This is a genomic window from Cellulophaga sp. BC115SP (genome assembly GCF_009905545.1).
Classification (GTDB): Bacteria; Bacteroidota; Bacteroidia; order Cytophagales; family Spirosomataceae; genus Flectobacillus; species Flectobacillus rivi.
This window is the reverse complement of the sequence record NZ_JAAALB010000007.1, coordinates 31771-54881: the sequence shown is the minus strand read 5'-3', so window position 1 is coordinate 54881 and position 23111 is coordinate 31771. Positions and strand designations below refer to the sequence as shown.

At 37.1% G+C, this 23111-nt stretch carries 18 protein-coding genes; 13 read left to right on the top strand and 5 right to left on the bottom strand.

The genetic code is table 11. From position 1 onward, the window contains the following. Positions 1 to 114 precede the first annotated feature (114 nt). Positions 115 to 603 (bottom strand): hypothetical protein, encoded by a 489-nt coding sequence (locus tag GVN22_RS07680; RefSeq protein WP_166550451.1) that lies wholly within the window; start codon positions 601 to 603, stop codon positions 115 to 117. A gap of 246 nt (positions 604 to 849) precedes the next feature. Between GVN22_RS07680 and secA the strand changes: the two genes are divergently transcribed. From secA to GVN22_RS07655, 5 genes are all read left to right on the top strand, one after another. After that, a complete protein-coding gene (gene secA / locus GVN22_RS07675) occupies positions 850 to 4221 on the top strand; it encodes a preprotein translocase subunit SecA (RefSeq protein WP_370520401.1) in 3372 nt (1123 codons plus the stop codon). Between the two features lie 379 nt (positions 4222 to 4600). Beyond that, entirely contained in the window at positions 4601 to 4987 is a 387-nt protein-coding gene (locus tag GVN22_RS07670) for an FdtA/QdtA family cupin domain-containing protein (protein ID WP_166550449.1), read from the top strand. Beyond that, positions 4984 to 6078, top strand: a complete 1095-nt coding sequence (locus GVN22_RS07665; protein ID WP_205690813.1) for a DegT/DnrJ/EryC1/StrS aminotransferase family protein — start codon at positions 4984 to 4986, stop codon at positions 6076 to 6078. Before GVN22_RS07670 ends, GVN22_RS07665 begins: the two co-directional genes overlap by 4 nt. A 53-nt stretch (positions 6079 to 6131) precedes the next feature. Beyond that, positions 6132 to 7037 (top strand): glycosyltransferase family 2 protein, encoded by a 906-nt coding sequence (locus tag GVN22_RS07660; protein WP_166550448.1) that lies wholly within the window; start codon positions 6132 to 6134, stop codon positions 7035 to 7037. Continuing rightward, positions 7027 to 7788: a class I SAM-dependent methyltransferase gene (locus tag GVN22_RS07655; RefSeq protein ID WP_166550447.1), complete on the top strand. Its 762-nt coding sequence runs from the start codon at positions 7027 to 7029 to the stop codon at positions 7786 to 7788. The genes GVN22_RS07660 and GVN22_RS07655 overlap by 11 nt, the downstream gene beginning before the upstream one ends. Here the strand turns inward: GVN22_RS07655 and GVN22_RS07650 are convergent, their stop codons facing one another. The 3 genes from GVN22_RS07650 to aat all read right to left on the bottom strand — a co-directional run bounded on the left by GVN22_RS07650 (position 7789) and on the right by aat (position 11106). Then, on the bottom strand, positions 7789 to 9255 hold the full coding sequence (locus GVN22_RS07650) for a hypothetical protein (RefSeq protein ID WP_166550446.1): 1467 nt from the start codon (positions 9253 to 9255) through the stop codon (positions 7789 to 7791). 48 nt (positions 9256 to 9303) lie between these two features. Then, positions 9304 to 10338, bottom strand: coding sequence for a glutamate 5-kinase (gene proB / locus GVN22_RS07645; protein ID WP_166550445.1), 1035 nt, complete (start codon positions 10336 to 10338; stop codon positions 9304 to 9306). Positions 10339 to 10473: 135 nt separating this feature from the next. After that, positions 10474 to 11106, bottom strand: a complete 633-nt coding sequence (gene aat, locus GVN22_RS07640) for a leucyl/phenylalanyl-tRNA--protein transferase (RefSeq protein ID WP_166550444.1) — start codon at positions 11104 to 11106, stop codon at positions 10474 to 10476. A 612-nt stretch (positions 11107 to 11718) separates the two neighbouring features. Here aat and GVN22_RS07635 point away from each other — a divergent pair. From GVN22_RS07635 to GVN22_RS07615, 5 genes are all read left to right on the top strand, one after another. After that, a complete protein-coding gene (locus GVN22_RS07635) occupies positions 11719 to 12438 on the top strand; it encodes a GNAT family N-acetyltransferase (RefSeq protein WP_095161987.1) in 720 nt (239 codons plus the stop codon). A gap of 96 nt (positions 12439 to 12534) precedes the next feature. Further along, entirely contained in the window at positions 12535 to 13737 is a 1203-nt protein-coding gene (gene argG, locus GVN22_RS07630; protein WP_166550443.1) for an argininosuccinate synthase, read from the top strand. A gap of 90 nt (positions 13738 to 13827) precedes the next feature. After that, positions 13828 to 14787 carry an N-acetyl-gamma-glutamyl-phosphate reductase gene (gene argC / locus GVN22_RS07625; RefSeq protein WP_166550442.1) on the top strand — a complete coding sequence of 320 codons (960 nt, stop codon included), beginning with the start codon at positions 13828 to 13830 and terminating at the stop codon, positions 14785 to 14787. Positions 14788 to 14962: 175 nt separating this feature from the next. Beyond that, positions 14963 to 15808, top strand: coding sequence for a hypothetical protein (locus GVN22_RS07620; RefSeq protein ID WP_166550441.1), 846 nt, complete (start codon positions 14963 to 14965; stop codon positions 15806 to 15808). Between the two features lie 71 nt (positions 15809 to 15879). Continuing rightward, the gene (locus GVN22_RS07615) at positions 15880 to 17001 is read left to right on the top strand and encodes an aspartate aminotransferase family protein (RefSeq protein ID WP_166550440.1); all 1122 of its coding nucleotides are present in this window, start codon (positions 15880 to 15882) and stop codon (positions 16999 to 17001) included. Positions 17002 to 17035: 34 nt separating this feature from the next. Here GVN22_RS07615 and GVN22_RS07610 read toward each other — a convergent pair whose 3' ends face one another. Continuing rightward, positions 17036 to 17293 (bottom strand): hypothetical protein, encoded by a 258-nt coding sequence (locus GVN22_RS07610; RefSeq protein WP_166550439.1) that lies wholly within the window; start codon positions 17291 to 17293, stop codon positions 17036 to 17038. Between the two features lie 558 nt (positions 17294 to 17851). Here GVN22_RS07610 and GVN22_RS07605 point away from each other — a divergent pair. From GVN22_RS07605 to dnaN, 3 genes are all read left to right on the top strand, one after another. Next, positions 17852 to 19966, top strand: a complete 2115-nt coding sequence (locus GVN22_RS07605) for a SurA N-terminal domain-containing protein (protein WP_166550438.1) — start codon at positions 17852 to 17854, stop codon at positions 19964 to 19966. Between the two features lie 105 nt (positions 19967 to 20071). Beyond that, a complete protein-coding gene (gene gldG, locus GVN22_RS07600; protein ID WP_166550437.1) occupies positions 20072 to 21733 on the top strand; it encodes a gliding motility-associated ABC transporter substrate-binding protein GldG in 1662 nt (553 codons plus the stop codon). 125 nt (positions 21734 to 21858) lie between these two features. Beyond that, positions 21859 to 22983: a DNA polymerase III subunit beta gene (dnaN, locus tag GVN22_RS07595; protein WP_166550436.1), complete on the top strand. Its 1125-nt coding sequence runs from the start codon at positions 21859 to 21861 to the stop codon at positions 22981 to 22983. Positions 22984 to 23111 lie beyond the last annotated feature (128 nt).

Below are 23111 nucleotides of genomic sequence, written 5' to 3'. Positions count from 1 at the left end.
GTAATACATCTATACGTACAAATTTTATGCCATTCGACCATGAGGTTTATGAAATAAAAAAGGTGAAGCAAGCTTCACCCTTAAATCGTACTCAAATCTTTACTTAACTCATTATCAAGGATATTGTAATTTTATCACTGTATCCTTTTTAAAATATCGTTGTATGGTAACATCTAAGCTTCCTTCTTTTTTGATTAAGGTATTTTTAGGACTAACTTTATCCCAAAAGTCACCTTTCTCTTCAAACAAATCTATTACCTTTTTTTCCTTGGTGCTATCATTAACTACTTCGGTTATTTCGATTAAATAATGGATTCGTGCCGAATCAATTACGTTGGCCCATTTTTTGGTAATTTTACCATTCCAAGCCATCTGTTTAATATCGCCAGCTCCTGTAACAGGTCTATTTTTGCCACTGCTTGTTAAATAATCAATCCCATAAACCACCAGCACAACTAGAAAAATCAAAGGTGTGATTTTGCCATTTAGAGGATTTTTCTCTTGACCAGCCGAACTATTGCCTGATCCGCCCATCAAATCTCCAAAGAAAGGCATTTTTAACTTTTGACGAGGTGGACGACGGCGTTGAGGAGTTTGTTCCATGATATTCAATAACTTACCTATTCAAAAAGGCGTTTTAAATGATTTCTAAAATATGACAAATCGTTTTATTATGCAATATTAATTATAACGAAATTGTTTTTAAAAGGTTCTAATGAACTAAATTTGTAAGTAATTAATTTTCTGTAGGAATACCAATAGGAATTTACAGGCTTTGTGTTTGAAAAAATACCCTATTTTAAAACCTCATTTAATAATCTCTAAAGATTAACGAATACGAACAAAATGATAAATTATTTAACCAAGGCTGTTACAAAATTCTTTGGTACTAAGTCAGAGCGTGACATCAAAGAATTAATGCCAATTGTAGAAAACGTCAAAGTTGAATTCGCCAAACTTTCTAATTTGACGGACAATCAACTTCGTCAAAAAACAGTTGACCTTAAAGCTCTTATTCAAGAGCGCTTAGCCAGATATGATGCTGAAATTTCTGATTTCAAGTTAGAAATTGAAGGTAATCCTGAAATGTCGGTTGATGTTAAAGAAAATATCTTTAATCAAATCGATAAGTTGGAAGTTGATCGTAACAAATCGTTAGAAGTAGTTTTGATGGAAATTCTTCCTCAAGCATTTGCGATTGTAAAAGAAACGGCTAGAAGATATACGGAAAACAAAAAACTTGAGGTTACTGCAACTCCTTATGATATTGAGATGGCTAGCCGAAAGAAAAACGTTGAGATTGTTGGAGACACCGCCATTTGGCATAACAAATGGATGGCCGCTGGTAACGAAATCGAGTGGAATATGATTCACTACGATGTACAGTTGATCGGTGGTATTGTATTGCACCAAGGTAAAATTGCCGAAATGGCAACTGGGGAAGGTAAAACGTTGGTTTCTACGCTACCTTCATTCTTGAATGCTTTGGCTGGACGTGGCGTACACCTTGTAACCGTTAACGACTACCTTGCTAAACGTGACTCTGAGTGGAATGCGCCATTGTTTGAATTCCACCAAATTACGGTTGACTGTATTGACAAGCACGAACCAAATACAGATGCTCGTCGTAAAGCATATTTGGCAGATATTACGTATGGTACAAACAACGAGTTTGGTTTTGACTATCTACGTGACAACATGGCTCGTAGCCCAGAAGAACAAGTTCAACGCAAGCACCACTATGCCATGGTCGATGAGGTTGACTCCGTTTTGATTGATGATGCTCGTACTCCATTGATTATCAGTGGACCAATGGCTCGTGGAGATGAACAAGATTTCGAAATTTTCAATCCATTAGTAGCTCGTTTGGTTGATCAACAAAAACGTATCGTTCAGGAGTTATTGGTAGAATCGAAAAAATTAATTGCAGCAGGAAAGAAAAAAGAAGGTGGTTTGTCATTATTCCGTGCTTTCCGTGGTTTGCCAAAGAGCCGTCCGTTGATTAAATTCTTGGGAGAGGTTGGTGTGAAGCAAATCATGCAAGAAACAGAATCTATCTACCTTGCTGAAAACCAGAAGTTAATGCCTGAAGCAGATGCTCCATTGATGTTTACTATCGAAGAGAAAAATAATCAGGTAGAACTTACGGAAAAAGGTCTTGAATTCATGGCAAGATTGATTGACGATGCAAACTTCTTCGTTATTCCTGATTTGTCTGTTGATTTGAATACCATAGAGAAAGATGCAGAATTGAACGAGCATGACCGCTTGGTTAAAAAAGAGGCTTTGATTCGTGATTACTCAGCAAAAACTCAACGTATCCATACAGTAAACCAATTGCTCAAAGCTTATACTTTATTCGAAAAAGATGCTGAATATATCATCGATGAAGGTAAAGTGAAAATTGTAGATGAGCAAACAGGTCGTATCATGGACGGTCGTCGTTACTCTGATGGTTTGCACCAAGCAATCGAAGCAAAAGAAAATGTTAATATCGAAGATGCTACACAGACTTACGCTACGATTACTTTACAAAACTACTTCCGTATGTATCACAAACTTTGTGGTATGACGGGTACTGCCGAAACAGAAGCAGGTGAGTTTTGGACAATCTATAAATTGGATGTTGTAACAATTCCTACGAACAGAAAGATCTCTCGTAATGACCACGAAGATAAAGTTTACAAAACTGTTCGTGAAAAATACAATGCAGTAGCTCAAGAAATTCAAGAAATGGTAGAAGCTGGTCGCCCTGTACTAGTTGGTACTACTTCTGTCGAAAACTCTGAGTTATTGAGCCGTATGCTTACGATTCGTAAGATTCAGCATAACGTCCTCAACGCCAAACACCATGCTCGTGAAGCCGAAATCGTTGCTGAAGCAGGTCAAGCAAGCAAAGTGACTATTGCAACAAACATGGCTGGTCGTGGTACAGACATTAAGTTATCGCCTGAAGCTAAGACTTCTGGTGGTTTGGCTATTATTGGTACAGAACGCCATGAATCTCGTCGTGTCGACCGTCAGTTGAGAGGTCGTGCGGGTCGTCAAGGTGACGTAGGTTCATCTCAATTCTTCTTATCGTTGGACGATGACTTGATGCGTAAATTTGGTTCAGACCGTATTGCTAAAGTGATGGACCGAATGGGTATGGAAGAAGGTGAGGTAATCCAACACTCTATGATTACTTCGTCAGTAGAACGTGCTCAGAAAAAAGTAGAAGAAAATAACTTTGGTATTCGTAAGCGTTTGTTGGAATACGATGACGTAATGAACTACCAACGTAATGCTATCTATAAACGTCGTCAGAATGCTTTGTTTGGAGAACGTTTGTCATTGGATATTGCCAACACAACGTTTGACGTTTGTTCAGATATTATCCAAAACAATATTTCTTACGATGAAGTAGAGCTTCGTGTTATTGATATTTTGGGAATGGAGCCTCCATTCGATCGTGAGGAGTTTGCCAAGTTGAATACTCAACAGCGTACAAATCGCTTGTACGATGCAGCAGAGAAACACTATAACGCCAAAAATAAAGCGCTAGCAGAAAAAGTTATTGACTTTGCTCAAGAAGCTTTATCTCAAGGCTATCAAGGTATTCAAGTACCTATCACAAATGGCGTATTGGTAACAGGTGTCTTTGCTGATGCCAACGAAACGCTTGCTACAAATGGTAAAAAGGTTATCTCTGAAATGGAGAAATTCATTGCATTAAGCCTTATTGACCAAGAGTGGAAAGAGCACCTTCGTGATATGGATGACTTGAAACAATCAGTACAAAATGCAGTATTTGAACAAAAAGATCCATTATTGATTTACAAATTCGAAGCTGTTAAATTGTTCGAACGTTTCTTGAGTCGTATCAACGTAGACACTGTTAGCTTCTTAATGAAGGCCGACATGCCTGATTTTCAGCAAGCAGTAGAACAACCTGTGGTACAACAAGCACCAGCTCCACAACCAAAGCTACAAACACAAAAAGATGAGGCTATTTCATCATTAGTAGGTGGTTTGGCTGGTACTTTAGATTCAGGTCTTGATTATATTGATCCAAGCGCAGGTCAGCATGTTGAGAAAGTTGCTCCAAGACAAGCCATCAAAATTGCTGATCGCAATCAAAGAGTAACCGTTCAATATCAAGATGGTTCAATTAAGGAAAATGTAAAATACAAAACTGTTGAGCAAGATGTAGAGAAAGGCATAGCAGTTGTGATTGCATAACAAAAACAAAAAACGCCCGCAAAACGGGCGTTTTTTTGTAAATTAACCATTTTTATATTAAAATCTATATCAAAGAATCCCTTCAACAGGATTTTGAAATCGTAAATATTTTACAAAGGTATATTTTTTTCTACACGATTCAATCATATTATAGATTTTCGCACTTTATAACCGTTTAATCTATTTAATCCCCTAATTGAGCAATTTAAAAGTACTATTGCCCTTAGTATTAAATTATATTTAGTATTTTTGGATTCTATTAATACTTATAAGCATATATATCTTCCAATCAATTACGTTATCGATTGAAATACGTCGATAAGCGTACCTAATATACTTTTATACAACCACGTCACTTTTTAAACCTTCGTTAATAATAGTGAGTCAATTATTACTATTGGATACATTCAGCTCTGATGCAGGAGATTTAACTGTATTTGAAAAAATTCTTCCTGGACACATAAGACGCGTGTTTTATATTCAGGGAAAGGAAGACTCTGTCCGTGGGGGACATCGTCACAAAGAAACTTGGCAAGCCTTAGTATGTATATCTGGAAGTTGTCGTGTTCTCAATGACAACGGCCTTAAACAAGAAGAATTCTTACTAGATTCGCCTCAAAAATGTTTAGTCTTAGCACCAGAGGATTGGCACGTAATGGACCAGTTTTCTAGTGACGCTATCCTATTGGTCTTGGCCAATAAATTTTATGATAAAGATGACTACATTTATGAACCTTACCCACAATCGACAATTACACTTTTATGATTATCCCTTTTTTGAGTCTACAAAGTACCAATAAGCCTTATCATGATGATTTAAAAAGGATTTTCTCGGAAAAGCTTGAAAAAGGTTGGTTTATCTTAGGTCAAGAGTTAGTTGAGTTTGAAAATCGTTTTGCCTCTTATTGTGAAACCAATTTCTGCCTAGGTGTAGCCAATGGTTTAGATGCTCTTACCATTATCCTCAAAGCCTGTAAATATCCTCCACAATCTGAAATCATTGTACCTGCTAATACTTACATTGCTACGATTTTGGCTGTAATCAATGCTGGTCTAAAGCCTGTATTAGTCGAACCATCCCAGGAGACCTATCTGATTGACCCCAATCAAATAGAACTAGCTATTACAACCAATACTAGGGCTATCATGCTTACGCATTTGTATGGAAAATGTTGTGAGATGACAGCTATTCAAGCTATTGCAGAAAAATATCAATTACACATCTTTGAAGATGCAGCGCAAGCTCATGGAGCTACCTATTTAGGCGTAAAAGCAGGCAATTTAGGTGATGCAGCAGGTTTTAGTTTTTATCCTTCCAAAAACCTTGGAGCATTGGGAGATGGTGGTGCGATTACTTGCAATAGTGAATCGCTTGCTCAAGCTTATCGACAACTTCGAAATTATGGTTCATCTCAAAAATATGTCTTTGATGAAGTTGGACTCAATAGTCGTTTAGATGAAATACAAGCTGCTTTTCTATCTCTTAAACTAGAACATTTGGATGGAGAAAATCTGTATCGTCAAAAAACTGCTCGCCATTATCTAGAACAAATTCAAAACCCTTCAATTGTCCTTCCTCCATCTAATTCAATCGATGAGGATGCATGGCATTTATTTGTGATTAGAACATCCAATAGGGACAAATTTCGTTCCTATTTAGCAGAGAATGGTATCGGAACCGACATACATTATCCCATTCCTCCACACAAACAAAAGGCACTTTCAGAATTTAATCATCTCAGTTTCCCGATTACAGAAAAGATTCATCAAGAAGTACTCAGTATTCCTTTAAACCCTACTTTGCAAGAATTAGAAATTGAGTACATTATCGAAAAAATCAATAATTTTAAAGGTTAGAGAGCATTCTCTTGAAATCTTTCCTAAAAAGTTATCATCCTTTCATTTAAGATATGCTATTATCAGTTGTAATTCCTGTCTATAAAGGAGCGCAATCTATTGGTTCGTTGGTAAGTAAATTACATGAAACCTTACAAAGCGTTTCATTCGAAGTTGTTCTTGTAAACGACGGAAGTCCTGATAATTCTGAGGAAGTTTGTGCTGCATTGGCGCTCCGTTATCCGAGAGTAAGCTTTATTTCTTTACGTAGAAATTTTGGGGAATTTAATGCGGTAATCTGTGGGCTTAACCATACGAAAGGGCATTTTGCTGTAATCATTGATGACGATTTCCAGAACCCTCCTAGTGAAATACTAAAACTTTTACAGAAAGCTCAATCTGATAATCTAGATGTGGTTTATAGTTATTACGAAGATAAAAAGCATCATTATTTTCGCAATATTGGCAGCTGGCTAGTCAATCAAATGACAACATACCTTTTCGGAAAACCTAAAGATTTGTACTTGTCTAGCTTTAAACTTATTAAAAAAGAAGTGGTAACCGAAATCTGTAAATACACAGGACCTTACCCTTATATCGATGCATTAATTTTTCGGGTAACCAAAAATGTTGGTCGTGTTTTGGTTGAGCATCATGCACGAACCGAAGGACAATCCAGTTATACCGTTCAAAAATTAGTCGCATTATTCCTATCCATTCTTTTTGGGTACTCACTTTTACCTGTTAGAATCATCCTGAGCACTGGACTTATCACTCTCGGGTTAAGTTTTATACTTCTTTTGATACAACTTCTTGGTTTTATTGATTGTAGTGCCACTTTTTATGCCATTTCTATTTTAGGAAGTATTCAGATTACTGGACTAGGAATTATTGGCGAATATGTTGCCAAAGGCTTTTTGACCCAAAATAATCATCCACAATTTGTCATAAAATCAAAACATATCAACCATGCTGAATAGTAGTCACGAAGAATACAAAATGATGTTTGAGGTGGAGGAAAAACTCTGGTGGTATCAAACGCTACATCAAAGGGTATTGGAAGGTATTGTCGAGAATTTTGGACAAAATAAGGAAATTCAGATATTAGATGTTGGTGCTGGTACAGGAGGATTATTAACCTTTCTCCAAAGACAAGGATATACGAATATTCAAGGTATAGATTATTCGGAATCGTCTCTAAGTTTTTGTCAACAGCGTGGCTTAAACGTTCAGAAAATGAATGCTGCCGAATTGGGTAATCATTTTCCCAATGAATCTTTTGATGTAATTGTTTGCAATGATGTCGTATATTGTCTTGACTCAGAGGCTATTAAAAGTACTTTAGCGGGGATTGCAAAATTACTTCGACCGAAAGGCGTTTTTTTAACAAATAACAATGCCTTTGATATGTTCTTCGGGACTCATGATATCGCTGTGGGAGGTAAACATCGTTTTACCAAATCTACGTATGCACAGTATTTGCCAGCCACTCTAACCATAGAGAAACATACCTATTGGCCATTTTTTTTATCTCCACTCATCTTGGCAGTACGTAAGTTACAACAACTACAACTTAAATTAAATTTGATTGATAAAACTCAAATTGTATCAGATGTGTCTCTTCCCAATGCAGGCATCAATCAATTGTTTTATCAGTGTTCAAGGATAGAAAGAAGGCTATTCGATTCAACTCCGTTTGGTAGCTCACTATTCTTGACTATCAAAAAGTAATTATTTTTTCAAAAGGTATTTATCAAAAAAGCCATCTTTTTTCAAACAATACTCTTTAATTGCCGTAGAGTCGCCATAAGCACTTTCCTGAAAAGAGAGCATTGAGGTATAATTATTTATAAAAGGTTTTGCAATCGTAGTTTGAGGCTTACTTGGAGATATTGCTAAACCGAAATTACGTATCGAATGTAGCCCTCCTAATAAAATGTATATGGCTAAAAAATAAACGGTCCATTTCTTTTTTTTCCAATAATACATAATCCAAATACTGATACAACAAGACATGATAGTAAACGCTGGTATCACACCACGAATGTTCAAATCATTGTAGAGTCCTACTCGATAAATACCAAATATCATAATTAAACACATACACCCATAGATTAATGGGCTCCACTCGAATGGCTCTGTTCGAATAAAACAATACCAAATACCTACATTTGCGAGCACATAGATGGCATAGTAAACTATCCATAATGAACTGCCCGCTTGCCAAATAAAGCCTGTATTTCCGCTATTCACTCCTTCGGTACTGATGAAGTAAATCATAAGAGGTAGGAAAGCTGTCACTAACCCTATCATTCCGAATAATTCAGGCAGCCTCTCTTGAAGGAAAAGTGTCTGGAAGTCTTTTAAAAAAAGAATTAATACAAAAGGAAATAAACCGATACTCGCTAAAGGACTCCAATACATGGTTGAAAGTAGCATTAATAAGAGCTCAGGTCGGTTAATTTTCTTGCTTAAAAACGCCTCTAAAATAAAACAAGCCCCCAATACAGCGGGTAAAGTATGTTGAGGAGCCCAAGCCCAGTTATCTTCAAATTTGGAAAGCACAAGATAAAAATCGTTGATAAGAATAAAATAGTGCGGAAATACCTCTCGATGCCATCCTATCAAATCAATCAAGGCATATATTATCCAAGCATTTGGAAATATTATGACTAATACGACCAATAAACCTCCGTTCTTTTTTACAAAAGTGCTTATCCACAATAACGCAAAAAATAAACCTAAAACACTCCATGCCAAAGCAAAATAGCGGGCACTCTCCAAAGAGAACCATTTTGCAAGCTGCGCTACGGGTAGATAATATCCTAGATAATAGCACATGTGTACTTTGTAGTGAGCATAATACAAAGGCCAATCATGCTGAATCAAATCATAATATTTGAAATTATTAGCAACAAAGTCAGACTCTTGTCTCTTAAACTCTCCTATCCCTAATAATACATTCACACCTATGGCTAAAGCCAATATCCCCACGATATGAGCCCAACCATAATACTGAGCAGACACTTCTCTAATATCATTTGTTACATCTTTTTTCACATACCAAAAGAAATAGGTAATCATCAAGATACTAGCACTTAGCCCAACACTAAGATTGACCCAAGTCAATAAAAACAAGATGGATGGAATAAGAAGATAGATAAGCGAAGCGTACTTTAAGGTTCGAATCAAGTTCATAAGCAGGTAAAGAAGGCAAAGAAAAGGGCCTCTTCGGCCCTTCCAATTTTATAATAATACAATTTCGTCGGCATTGGCTACCTCAAAATTTTGGGTTTTGAGATTCTGTGCAATCACTAAAGATGACTCTCTCGCTCTTGCAATAGCTATTACGTTTGTAGCTTGGTCTAAGATTTCAAAAACTTCTCCTCTTTCAAATTCTCCATCAACTTCAGTTATACCAACCGCTAGTAAACTTTTTCGTTTGTTTAGCGCTTCTACAGCGCCTGCATCTATTACGACATTACCAGAAATAATACTTCCACTGCCTAGCCATTTTTGGCGAGCCGTCAAGCTAGCTTCTTGAGGTGCAAACACCGTTCCTATCTTTTCAGCAACCGCCTCGATAATCCCATTTGGCTTGTTCATCCCAAAAATTACCACTTTGATTCCCATGCGGGTAGCCAAACGGGTATAATTCAGTTTTGAAACCATACCTCCCAATCCTAAAGCAGACTTATCAGTATCTACAAACCCTAAGACCTTCTCATCAATTTGTTCAACAAAACGAATAATCTGTTTTTGGTCATCTAGTAAGCCCCCCACAGATGTACAAAGCAACAAAGCTGAAGCACCAAAACCTGTGGCGATTAATGTAGCCAATTCGTCATTATCAGAAAACTTCAACTCCAAATTACTTACTACGTCATTTTCATTGGCAATCGGAATAATGCCGTTATCCCACAACTCTTGATAGGTCTCTTTCAGTTGTAAAAACTGATTACGATTGGCAAAATGTTGTCGCTCGCAAAGGCTTTGAGCAATGGCAATGTCATATTGAGAAAAATAATTGGTGTATTTGGCCAACAACAAAGGATTACCAATAGCTGCCGCAGCCTTGCGCTCGGTGATTGTTCCTTTATATTCTTTGATAAAGCCTTTTCCTGCTCCTACTGCACCTGAGGATACTAATACGATATGATAATCCTGATGAAGAATTGCTACTTGTCGAGCAATTTCTTGCAAAACAGCCTCGTTCAATTCTCCACTTTTATGCGTAATGGAGGCTGTTCCAAATTTGATAACTAAAACTGGTTTTGACATTTTATATAAATTCTATCATACTGGGGTTAACAGAACAATGCGTTCTCATAATAACTGTTGACAGTTATACCACAAAGATAGAGGAATGAAAAAACAAAAGAATCATAAGCCTTGATTTTCATATCTCTCAACTCATTATCCTTCTGTCTGATTTGGGTCAAAATAAATACTAGGAGTGTCAGGGACGAAACTTCTAGGCTGTTGGATTCCCTTTCGTAGCAACAATAAATAATCTGCTCTAGGAATTTCAATAGCGCCATATCTTTTCACATTATCGTTGATAAACTGTGTATCGAGCAACTCATATTGTTGCTTTCGCAGATTTTCAATTAAATAGTGAAAAGCCACTTTCGAAGAATTAGGTTCTAGATAAAACATAGATTCACCAAAATACACTCCTCCTATTGCTACACCATAAAGCCCGCCGACAAGTCTGTCACCTATATAAGCCTCCACAGAATGAGCCATGCCCATTCGATGCAAATCACAATATGCCTGTATGATTTCTTCCGAAATCCATGTTTCAGGCTCGCCATTACGTGGTAGGGCACAATGGCGCATCACCGCTTCAAAATCTCGATTGATATGAATCTCAAACAAATTCTTATTCAAAATTGGTCGTAAAGACTTTGCGGGTTTATAGGTGTCGATAGGAATAATGGCACGTGGGTCTGGCGAATACCAATACAAAGAGCCGTCGGTATCGGCCATTGGGAATATGCCATTCATGTATCCATACATCAAATCTTCCGCTGTTAATTCATCCATTTTTAATATTTATCAATTGGCAAATCAAAGTGTTTTTCAGTGACAGAATAGATTTTTTTTCTAAAATTCTCCAGTAATTTCACTCAAATGCCTCTAGTTTATTAGTGCCTCTCAAATCAATTTTAGGGAATTATTAGCATATTTCCAAACTCAAACCTTTTAAGCTATTAATGGGTAGCTATAAGTATAAATACTCCCAAAAAACATTCAATAAGTCCAATAAATGGTACTCAATAGAGATGTGTAGTATTAAATTTTCAAACTATTAAAAAAAAATCTTGCATCTTACATTTTGTTTTGGTAAACTTTGCACGATTTTTAGTTTTAATACTTACAAAAAAATAACAGGTCGTCCTAAATTTAGTAAAAAAACACTTGAGCTTTCAAGCGATTTTCACACAACCTTACAATACCATAGTGAAAAACCTTTTTTTACATATCATCGTTGAGCCTACTGCGTTACCACGCAGGCGACCATTCTTTTTTAGGGTTTGACCCTAACTCTTCCTTTGCTTGCCTATGTGGCAGGTTATCTCATTATCTAGTTTATTTTCTGTTTTTATCGAATTAACTCCTTGAACCGTAGCAGGTTAACGCTATCGCTATCATTCAATGAATCAATATAAAGTTCAGGTCGCATCCGCTGAACACTTACATCTGGCTGAGGCTATTTGCCTTGAAATGGAAGAATCCGCTAAAGCTCGCGGAACAGGAATCGCTAAGCGTTCTCCACAATATTTACGTGATAAAATCAACGAAGGAAAGGCTATCATCGCTATCGATGATAACGGCGCTTTTGTTGGCTTTTGCTATATCGAAACTTGGGAGCACGGTAAATTCGTAGCAAACTCAGGTTTGATTGTAAAGCCCGAATGGCGTAAATATGGTGTTGCTAAGGCTGTAAAAGCCAAAGCATTTGAGTTGTCTCGTAGCAAATATCCTGATGCCAAAATCATTGGTATTACTACCTCGTTGGCAGTAATGAAAATTAACTCAGAATTGGGTTATGAGCCTACCACCTTCAGCGAACTGCCTGTTGACGATGCCTTCTGGAAAGGTTGTCAGTCATGTGTCAACTATGATGTACTTTCTCGTACCGACCGTAAGCATTGCTTGTGTACAGGGATGATTTTTGACCCAGAATGGGAGAAAAAAGCTAAGCAACGTGAAGCTGAAACCCTTGTCACAAGTGAATCTGAGCCTGCACGTGGCAATTGGGATTTCTTGAAAGATGTAAAAGTACTTGAACGTTTACTTTCTATTAAAGAAAAAATGTTCTTGAAAATGGCAGAAAGAAGCAAAGAACGTAAGTTAAGAAGAGGTATTGCCTAATAAAAAGCCAAAATCAAGCATTAATTGAAGTGTATCTTGATCATATAAACAACCAGAAAGTAAGGTACTGTTAAGCCATTCTTTCGAAATAAAAAAATGAGTAAACCAAAAGTATTATTAGCATTTTCAGGAGGCCTTGATACCTCTTTTTGCGTGAAATATCTTTCAGAAGACCGTGGTTATGAAGTACATTCTGCCTTGGTAAACACAGGAGGTTTTTCGGCAGAAGAATTGAAAGACATTGAAGAAAAAGCCTACGGATTGGGCGTGGTATCACACGTAACATTAGATGTAGTTGAAAAATACTACAATGATTGTATTCGCTATATGGTATTTGGTAATGTATTGAAAAACAATACTTATCCATTATCAGTATCTGCCGAACGTGTTTTCCAAGCTACTGCCGTGGCAGAGTATGCTAACCAAATTGGTGCCAAAGCCATTGCTCACGGAAGTACAGGCGCAGGCAACGACCAAGTACGTTTTGACGTTGTATTCAGAATTTTATCTCCAGAGGTAGAAATCATCACTCCTATTCGTGACCTTAAACTGTCGCGCGAAGCCGAAATCGAATACCTTAAAGAAAAAGGTGTGGTAAGAGAATGGCATAAAGCGGCTTACTCAATCAATAAAGGATTGTGGGGAACATCAGTTGGAGGGAAAGAAACACTTACTTCAAATGGATATTTGCCAGAGGAAGCTTGGCCAACACAAGTAACCAAATCAGGTGAAGAAACTGTAAAATTACATTTCGAGAAAGGTGAATTAGTAGGTCTTAACGGTGAAACATTATCACCAGTTGAAGCCATAGTTAAGCTTAATGAAATTGCTGCTCCTTATGGTATTGGTCGTGATATTCACGTGGGAGATACAATCATTGGTATCAAAGGTCGTGTAGGTTTCGAAGCAGCAGCACCATTGTTGATTATCAAAGCTCATCACTTGCTTGAAAAACATACCTTAACGAAGCAACAACTTTACTGGAAACAAAATATTGCTGAAATGTATGGCACTATGCTACACGAAGGGCAATTCTTGGAGCCAGTAATGCGTAACTTCGAAACATTCTTGGCAGATACCCAAGATAACGTTTCGGGTGTTGTTGAAATTCATTTGGCACCATACCGTTACTTTGTAGTAGGTATCGAATCACAGTATGACTTAATGTCTTCTGTATTTGGTTCTTATGGTGAAATGAATAATGCTTGGACAGGTGATGATGTCCGAGGATTCTCTAAAATTGTGTCGAATCAAACAATGATTCACCGTAAAGTTACAGACTTAGCCCAACAGCAATAAGAATATTTGTTTTACTTCATGCGACAAATTTTCGTGTTTAGCTTGGGCTACACACGAAAATTTGTCGCATTTTTTTATCATATAAAAAACATGATTAAAGTAGGAATTATCGGTGGTGCAGGATATACAGGTGGAGAGTTACTCAGAATTTTAATCAATCACCCAGAAGTAGAAATTACCTTTGTGAACTCAAAGTCTCAAGCTGGAAAACCTGTTTATGCTACGCACACAGATTTGTTAGGCGATACCGAATTGGTATTTACGGACGAATTGCATACTAATATCGATGTAGCATTTCTTTGTTCAGGACACGGTGAGTCGAAAAAGTTTTTGGAAGCTAATCCTGCCTTTAAGGAAATTAGCATTATCGACCTAAGCACAGACTATCGTGACCAATCTGAAGGATTTGTTTATGGTTTGGCAGAATTACAAAGAGACAAAATTAAAGGTGCCAAGCATATTGCGAACCCTGGCTGCTTTGCGACTTCTATCGAATTGGCCTTGTTACCATTAGCTTCAGCAGGATTAATTCAAGATGCTATTCATATCTCAGCAGTAACTGGCTCTACAGGTGCAGGACAGTCGTTGTCGGCAACAAGCCATTTCTCTTGGCGTAACAACAATATTTCTATTTATAAGGCTTTCACCCATCAGCACTTGACTGAAATTGGCATGACGCTCAATGAACTTCAAGCTGATTTTGATCAGCCTATTAATTTTATTCCGTACCGTGGCAACTTTACTAGAGGTATCATGGCAAACGTTTATACAAAGTTTGAGGGTACTTTAGCTGAAGCGAAAGAATTGTATAAAAACTACTATGCCAATCATTCTTTCACCACAGTAAGCGATGCGGCAGTAGATGTAAAACAAGTAGTAAATACCAATAAATGTCTGATTCACTTAGAATTACACAATGGCAATTTATTAATTTCTAGTATCATCGACAATCTTACAAAAGGAGCATCAGGTCAGGCAGTACAAAATATGAACCTAATTTTTGGGTTACCTGAACGAACTGGTTTGGCGCTAAAAAGTGTTGGGTTCTAAGAATGTGCTTTGCTCTGACTTAGAAATTCTGGTGTAGGTTCTATTCAGACTGATTTATATCATCTTTCCAAGTCGAGTGAATGCTTAATTTTGAATTTGGAGGTTACTCATCAAAAATTTCAACGATTGAGTCATATTCTCTTTACCAACAATTTAAACAATCACTCTCTCAAAAATGAAAAAGCTAGTACTATTACTTGGGCTTATTTTACCAACACTGAGCATCGCTCAAGAAAAACAACCGTATAGTCGCAAAGGACAAGGATTTGTTTATTGGGGATACAACCGCTCCACTTATACCAAATCTGATATTACGTTTATTGGTCAAGGATACAACTTTACGTTACATGATGTAGTAGCAAAGGATGCTCCTTCTCCACTTGGGCGCGAATATTATGACCCAGCGCTTTTTTCTATTCCACAGTTCAATATTCGTGGGGGATATTTTTTTAGCGACCACTGGGCGGTATCTATCGGTTGGGACCACATGAAATATGTGATGGTCAACGACCAACAGAGTACTATTACAGGAACCATCTCGGCACAGGTATCTAACCCTGCTATTACCGTAAATCCTGCTTATGTGGGGACTTTTGACCATAAGCCAATTACAGTTAACTCAAAAGACTTTTTAACCTTTGAGCATACTGATGGCTTCAACTTTGCCAGCGTTGACCTAGACCGTTATGATAGACTTTGGAAGGCAAAAAATGGTGTACAAGGGCTTGATTGGATTGTAGGTGGTAGCGTAGGAGCATTTGTTCCCCGAAGTGATGTTCGCTTATTTACAGTAGGTAAAAACAATTATTGGAATGTTGCTGGTTATGGATTTGCCTTAAAAGCAGGTTTACAGTTTGATATTACCAAACACGTTTTCTTACGCAACGACATCAAAGGAGGTTTTTCTCGTCTAAACGACATCCGTACAACAGGTCGTGACGGCGATTATGCTAAACAAAGCATTTGGTATTTAGAAGATTATTTTGTTTTAGGCTTCACTATCGGCAAAATGAAGAAGTAAGAATGTAGACCTAGTCTATCCTCTTCTTTGCTTTTGGGAGCCATTTTCACTATCTCAAAACTCACAAAGAAATGAATCTATTCAATGTTTATCCCCTATATGATATTGAGCCTGTAAAAGCAAAAGGCAGTTATTTATGGGATAAAAATGGTCAAGAATATCTTGATTTGTACGGAGGTCATGCCGTGATTTCTATTGGTCACTCGCATCCGTACTATGTTGAGAAGCTTACAACTCAATTGAATAATATTGGTTTTTACTCTAATTCAGTAAAAATTCCTATTCAAGAAGAATTAGCAACTAAATTAGGTGAACTATCAGGTTACGAAGATTATGCCTTATTCTTGTGTAACTCAGGTGCTGAAGCTAATGAGAATGCTTTAAAAACGGCATCATTTTTCAATGGTCGTAAAAAAGTAGTAGCATTTACCAAGGCATTTCACGGACGTACCGCTGGAGCTGTGGCAGTAACCGACAATAAGGCAATTGTTGCACCAGTCAATTATTCTGAGCATGTGACTTTCTTGCCATTTAACGACATTGAAGCTTTAGAGCAAGGTGTAACAGATGAAACTTGTGCCGTTATCGTTGAAGGTATTCAAGGAGTTGGTGGTATTCAGGTAGCATCAGAAGCATTCTTGAAAGCCGCACGAGCAATTTGCGATAAAACTGGTGCCGCATTGATTCTTGATTCTGTTCAATGTGGTTATGGTCGTTCAGGTAAATTTTTCTCTCATCAGTATGCAGATGTTCATCCAGACTTAATCACTACAGCCAAAGGAATGGGCAATGGATTTCCCATCGGTGGTGTGTTGATTTCACCAAAGTTTCAAGCAAAATTTGGGATGTTGGGTACAACCTTCGGTGGCAACCATTTGGCTTGCGCAGCAGCAGTTGCAGTTTTGGACGTGATGAAGCAAGAAAACTTGATTGAAAATGCGTCAAAGATGGGTGGTTATTTAATGAGTAATCTCCAGCAAATTCAAGGGATCAAAGAGCTTAGAGGTAGAGGACTCATGATTGGTATTGAATTTGAGCAACCTGTAGATGAAATCAGGGATACGCTTTTATTTAAACACCACATATTCTGTGGCTATGCAGGAAAACACACTTTACGTTTATTACCAAGTTTAGCCTTGGGACAAACCGAGTGTGATAGATTTTTAGAAGCACTTCAAAGTGTTCTAAAATAGATATATGTAGATACTGGAAGTGAGTAGTGTAAAGCTACTTGCTTCCTGATTGAACAGGCTCTTCTTCGGAAATAATCTTATCGATAATATTCTTCCACATTTTCTCCTCTTTTTGTGATTTACTCACAAGTAATTCACGTTTCGAACTTTCTTCCCAAACGCGCTCGAGTCGTAGATACGTCAGATTATTAATTATATTTTCATTCCGCCAGAGTTTTATTTCTTGTTCTTCATCTTTGGAGGCTTGACCTTCAAAGTGTTTAACTAAAAGTATATATTTTACTCTCAACATGTGGTGCGGGATAGTCGAAGTCAGAAATAGCCAGAGAGAAAATTCCAACTTTTACAACTAACTATCTTAAGGAGTTTAATAAATAAGTTCTATAAAATAATGATACCTGCGCATAGATGGCGACTACACGATTCATTATAAAAGACTGAAAAACAGTTCGGAAGTAACAATATAAACTAAAATTAATTCATAATTATTTTATTATTCTTTAGTTAATCTGACATAAATCAGTATTAAACCTTAGATGTCTTATATTTAATCAATCTATTAAACAAAACTTTGACAATCAAACGATTAAGCTTTGTGTATTATTCAAGTAAAGCTAGGTATTTTTCTATTACTTCGGATAGGAAAATTGAACAAAAAAAAGAAAAACTCATCTATCTTATTTAAGATGCCATAAAGCTATTTTGATATTACAAAGTATTATGATTATTTTGCGGTTCTTTTGTGCAGAATATTGTATCTCGTAATTGGTGAAGAACAACTGTCCCTTTTTACTACCAACCTACGAGTCTCGTTTCACCCATTAAAGCATAACGTTTTAAAGTACTAAATATGGCATTAATTACCAAAATCAGAGAAAAATCGGGAATTGCAGCGGCAGCCATTGCCGTGAGTTTAATTCTATTCCTATTAGGGAGCGACATTTTCCAAGGCAAATCTCGCTTCTTCGGTGGGAGTAGCGACGAGGTGGGAGAAATCGCTGGAGAGTCTATCAAATTTCCAGATTTTCAGAAAAAAGTAGAAGAAGCATCTCAAGCTTATTCAGCTCAAACAGGTCGTGGACCAAGCGAGCAAGAATTAGCCATGATGCGTGAGCAAGTATGGAACCAATATCTTTTGGATTTCGCTTACGGTAAAGAATATGAAGCACTTGGACTTTCTGTTTCTCCAGAAGAACTAGTTGATATGGTTCAAGGTAACAATATTCACCCTTCAGTTAGACAACAGTTTACAAACCCACAAACTGGTCAGTTTGATAAAAACTATGTTATTCAGTTTTTGAAAAACTTGAAGTCTATGCCAGCGGCACAACAACAAGCATGGGCTAACTTTGAGAAATCATTGAGTCAAGACCGTTTGAGATCGAAGTATGAAAGCTTATTGAGATTATCGACATACACAACTAATATCGAAGCTCAAAAAGACTATCAAGCTCAAACTGCTAAAGCTGATGTTCAATATTTGTATGTTCCTTTTTATTCTATTGCTGACTCTACCATAAAAGTAACAGACAGCCAATTGGAAGAATACTTAGCAAAACACAAAGACTTGTTTAAGGGCGAAAACACTCGTTCTATCCAATATGTAACGTTCCCTGTGATTCCATCAAAGCAAGATACAGCTTCTTTCTACAACGACATCAAGCGTTTGGCGAAGGATTTAGCAGTTGCTAAAAATGACTCTGCATTTGCTATGATGAACTCAGATGTTAAGACTCCATATTTGGTTTCATTGGCAGAAGTTCCAGCAGCAGTAAAAACACAATTAGGTTCAATGATTGCAGGTGGTATCTACGGTCCATTCAAAGAAAACAATGTTTACTCTATCTACAAATATGGTGGTATCCAGAAAGATTCTTTGTTTACAGTACGTGCTAGTCATATCTTGATTCGTCCAGAAAACACAAGCGATTCGTCAAAAGCAGCAGCTCGTAAACGTGCAGAAGGTATCATGGCGCAAATCAAAGGTGGTGCAAACTTTGAAGCACTTGCTCGTTTGAATGGTATGGATGGAACTGCTCAACAAGGTGGTGACTTAGGTTTCTTCAAAAACAACGGTTCAATGGTAAAACCATTCGAAAAAGCTGTGTTTGGATTTAGTGGTGCAGGTTTGATTCCAGGTTTGATTGAAACTGACTTTGGTTTCCATATTGTAAAAGTAACTGAGCCAAAATCAAATACTCGTTACAAATTGGCCGCTATCAACCGTACTATCGCTCCTAGCCAAGCAACAATGGACGAAGTTTTACGTAAGGCTGATAACTTTGCTGCGGCAAATACAAGTGCTGAAGCATTTGATGCTGCTGTGAAGAAAGATAAAAATATCTTGATGCTTCGTGCTGAAAGAATGTTGGAAGGTTCTAGCAATGTAAATAACTTGACTAATGCTCGTGACATCGTTCGTTGGGCATTTAATGATGATACTAAAGTTGGAACGGTTTCGGATGTATTCCAAAATGACAACCAATATATCGTTGCTATTTTGACAAATAAAACGTCAAAAGACGAAGTAAAAGTTGCTGACTATCGTGACGAATTAACAGCACGTGTTAGAGCTGAATTGAAAGCAGAACAAATTATCAACAAATTGGGTGGTATTTCAGGAAGCTTGGAGCAAGTGGCACAAAAATATGGTGCAGGTGCTTTAGTTGAAACTGCTACTGATATTACTTTGGCACAAGGCGTATTGTCAAGTGCTGGTGCTGATCCAACTGCATTAGGTAAAGCATTCGGTTTGAAAGTTGGTCAAAAATCAAAGCCATTTAAAGGTGAACAAGGTGTATTTATCGTTCAAGCGGTTAAATCAACTCCTGCACCAGCAATCGCTGACTTGACTATGTATAAAAACTCTGCTCGTATGATGGCTGCTCAAAGAGCTTCTTTCTATATCAACGAGGCAATCAAAGAAAATGCTAAAGTTGTAGACAACAGAGCTAGATTCTATTAGGATTTTTTCTTTTGAAAATATTCTGAAAAGCACCTCTTTTGAGGTGCTTTTCTTGTTTTATTAGTAGCTTTGCAAGAAAATCGCCTTGGCATCGTTAAGGAAAATATGAAAAACAAAATCATTCAATTTGCACTCGCATTAGGCTTTATTATTGGCCTCAACATACTAGCTAACTATTATTTCTTTCGTCTCGACCTTACTGAAGAGGGACGATACACGATTGCCCCTGCCACAAGAAATTTATTAGAAAATCTTGAAGGAGATATCAATATCAAAGTGTATCTCACGGGCAATGATATTCCTGCGGGATTTAAACGTTTGGAAAGTGCTGTAAAAGAAACGCTTGATGAATTCAAAATTTATGGAGGTACACATATCAACTATCGTTTTATTGACTTAAATGCTGAAATAAAGGATACTAAATTGCGCAACCAAAAAATTATGGAACTTGCCCAAAAAGGTATTCCTCCAACCAACGTTGTCAACTCTGAAGACGGAAAACGCACTCAAACATTACTTTTGCCAGGTGCTATTATTACTTATCAAGATAAAGAAATAGCAACACTTTTGTTGAAAGGAAATAAAATGTCTTCTCCGCAAGAGATTCTTAATCAGTCTTATGAGGGAGTTGAATATCAATTAGCTTCTGCTATTAAAGCCTTGACTTTACAGGAAAAGAAAAAAATTGGCTTCTTTACTAACTACACATCCTTACCTGAGGTCAATCAATTGAGTATGATTGGTGCATTAAAAAAATTCTATGCCCTCTATCCTGTCGACTTACGCAATTCTCCAACGTTGGATGGACTTGATGCAATATGTATCTTGAAGCCAGACCAAGCTTTTAACGAAGAGGATAAATACAAGATTGACCAATTTATTATGAAAGGAGGCAAAGCTGTTTTCTTCGTAGACGCAGTAAAAGTAGATTCAGCATCTCGTGAAGGTAATTTGTCAACTATTAATAATCTTAATCTCGACGATTTACTTTTCAAGTATGGGGTTCGCCTAAATCACAATCTAATTAAAGATGCGCAGATGTGTGCGGCTATCCCGATGGATATTGGCAATTTTGGAGATAAATCAAATATTCAATTGGTCCCTTGGCAATACTTTCCATTGATTAATACTTTTGGAAAATCGCCTATTGTTAAAAATCTTGATGCCGTTTATACCAAGTATGTTGGTAGCCTAGATACAGTTCGTGCAGATGGTATCAACAAGACACCTCTACTTATGACTTCACAGTACACTCAGTTATTGAGTGCACCAGCAATTTTAACTTATAATTTTGCTAGTAAAGATTTGGATGCGACTCAATACAAAGGAGGTGTACAAACCGTTGGCATGTTGTTGGAAGGCAAATTTGAGTCATTGTACAAAAATCGTATTCTACCAAGTGACCCACGTGCCAGCACATTCAAAGCTAATAGTGCTACCACCAAAATTGTCGTATGCTCCGATGGAGATATTCCTGTAAATGATTTTGATCAAAAGAACAACGCTCCTCTTCCCTTAGGTTTTGATCGTTTTTCAGGAAATACCTTTGCCAATAGAGATTTTGTATTAAATACCTTCGACTATTTATTGGATGATAACGGTGTTATTTCGGCTCGAAATAAGGTAATTACACTTCGTCCGCTCGACAAGTCAGCTCTTCAAAATGAACGCCAGTATTGGCAAGTCGTTAACTTGGTTGTTCCAATGATCATCTTGATTTTGGTTGGGCTTCTCCTTAACTATTCACGTAAGAGAAAATTTGCCTAATCCAAGTTTATTTCAAGGCTTATTCGTACTTTTGTAGCATAACTAAACATGTCTTTTGAGCTTGTAAATACACATTCTTTTGAATGTTTTTTACCTAAAGACTCCAAATAAATCAATCAGCACTAATGAAATTCGTCGTATCTTCATCAGTTCTATTAAAGCAACTCTCTACGGTAAATGGCGTTATCACAAACAACCCAATTGTACCAATTTTAGAGAACTTTTTATTCCAACTCGAACACAGTCAGCTAACTGTAACAGCTTCAGATTTGCAAACAGTGATGATTACTACTCTAGAAGTAGAATCTCAAGATACTGGTGCAATCGCTGTTCCTGCACGCTTGTTACTCGATACCTTGAGAGGCTTACCAGACCAGCCAATCACTTTCAAAGTAGATACTGAGACTTTTGGAACTGAAATTATTACCGAAAACGGTCGTTATAAACTTTCTGGCGAAAACCCTATTGACTTCCCTAAGGTTCCGCAAGTAAGCAAAAGCTTATCTGTAGAAATTGGAGCGGATATATTAGGTTCGGCTATTGCCAATACCATTTTTGCTGTTTCTAGCGACGACTTGCGTCCAGCTATGACAGGGGTATATGTTCAATTAAATTCGCAATACACCAATTTTGTAGCAACAGACGGTCACCGTTTGATTCGTTACCGTCGTAGCGATATTCAGTCAGAGCAAGAGTCAAGCATGATTATTCCTCGCAAGGCCTTGAACTTATTGAAATCATCATTGCCTTCTGATGACACCGTGGTAACAGCTGACTTTAGTTCATCGAACGCATTTTTCAGCTTCAATAATATCAAAATGATTTGTCGTTTAATCGACGAGCGTTTCCCTGATTACGAAAATGCAATTCCTCAAAATAATCCAAATGTATTGACAATCAACCGTCAAGAATTGTTGGGTTCTTTGAAACGTATTTCTATTTACTCAAATAAAACTACACATCAAATTCGTTTGAAATTAGGTCATAATGACTTAGTGATTTCGGCTGAAGATTTGGATTACTCAAATGAAGCAAACGAAAAGTTGATGTGCGATTATGAAGGAGAACCAATGGAAATCGGTTTCAATGCAAAATTCTTAATCGAAATGTTGAACAACTTGAGTTCAAACATGATTTCTATTGAAATGTCAGCTCCTAATCGTGCAGGTCTTATTATCCCTGCCGAAACAAAGGAAAATGAAAATATCTTGATGTTAGTTATGCCAGTAATGTTGAATAGCTACGCATAGTTATTTAGTGAATTGTGATTGAGTGATTATTTTTAATTGAATCTCAATCACTTTACCTATTGCATAGTAGCATTATTCAATAATAAAGGACATATATTGACTGTCACTTAAAGGCGTTCGAAAACTAG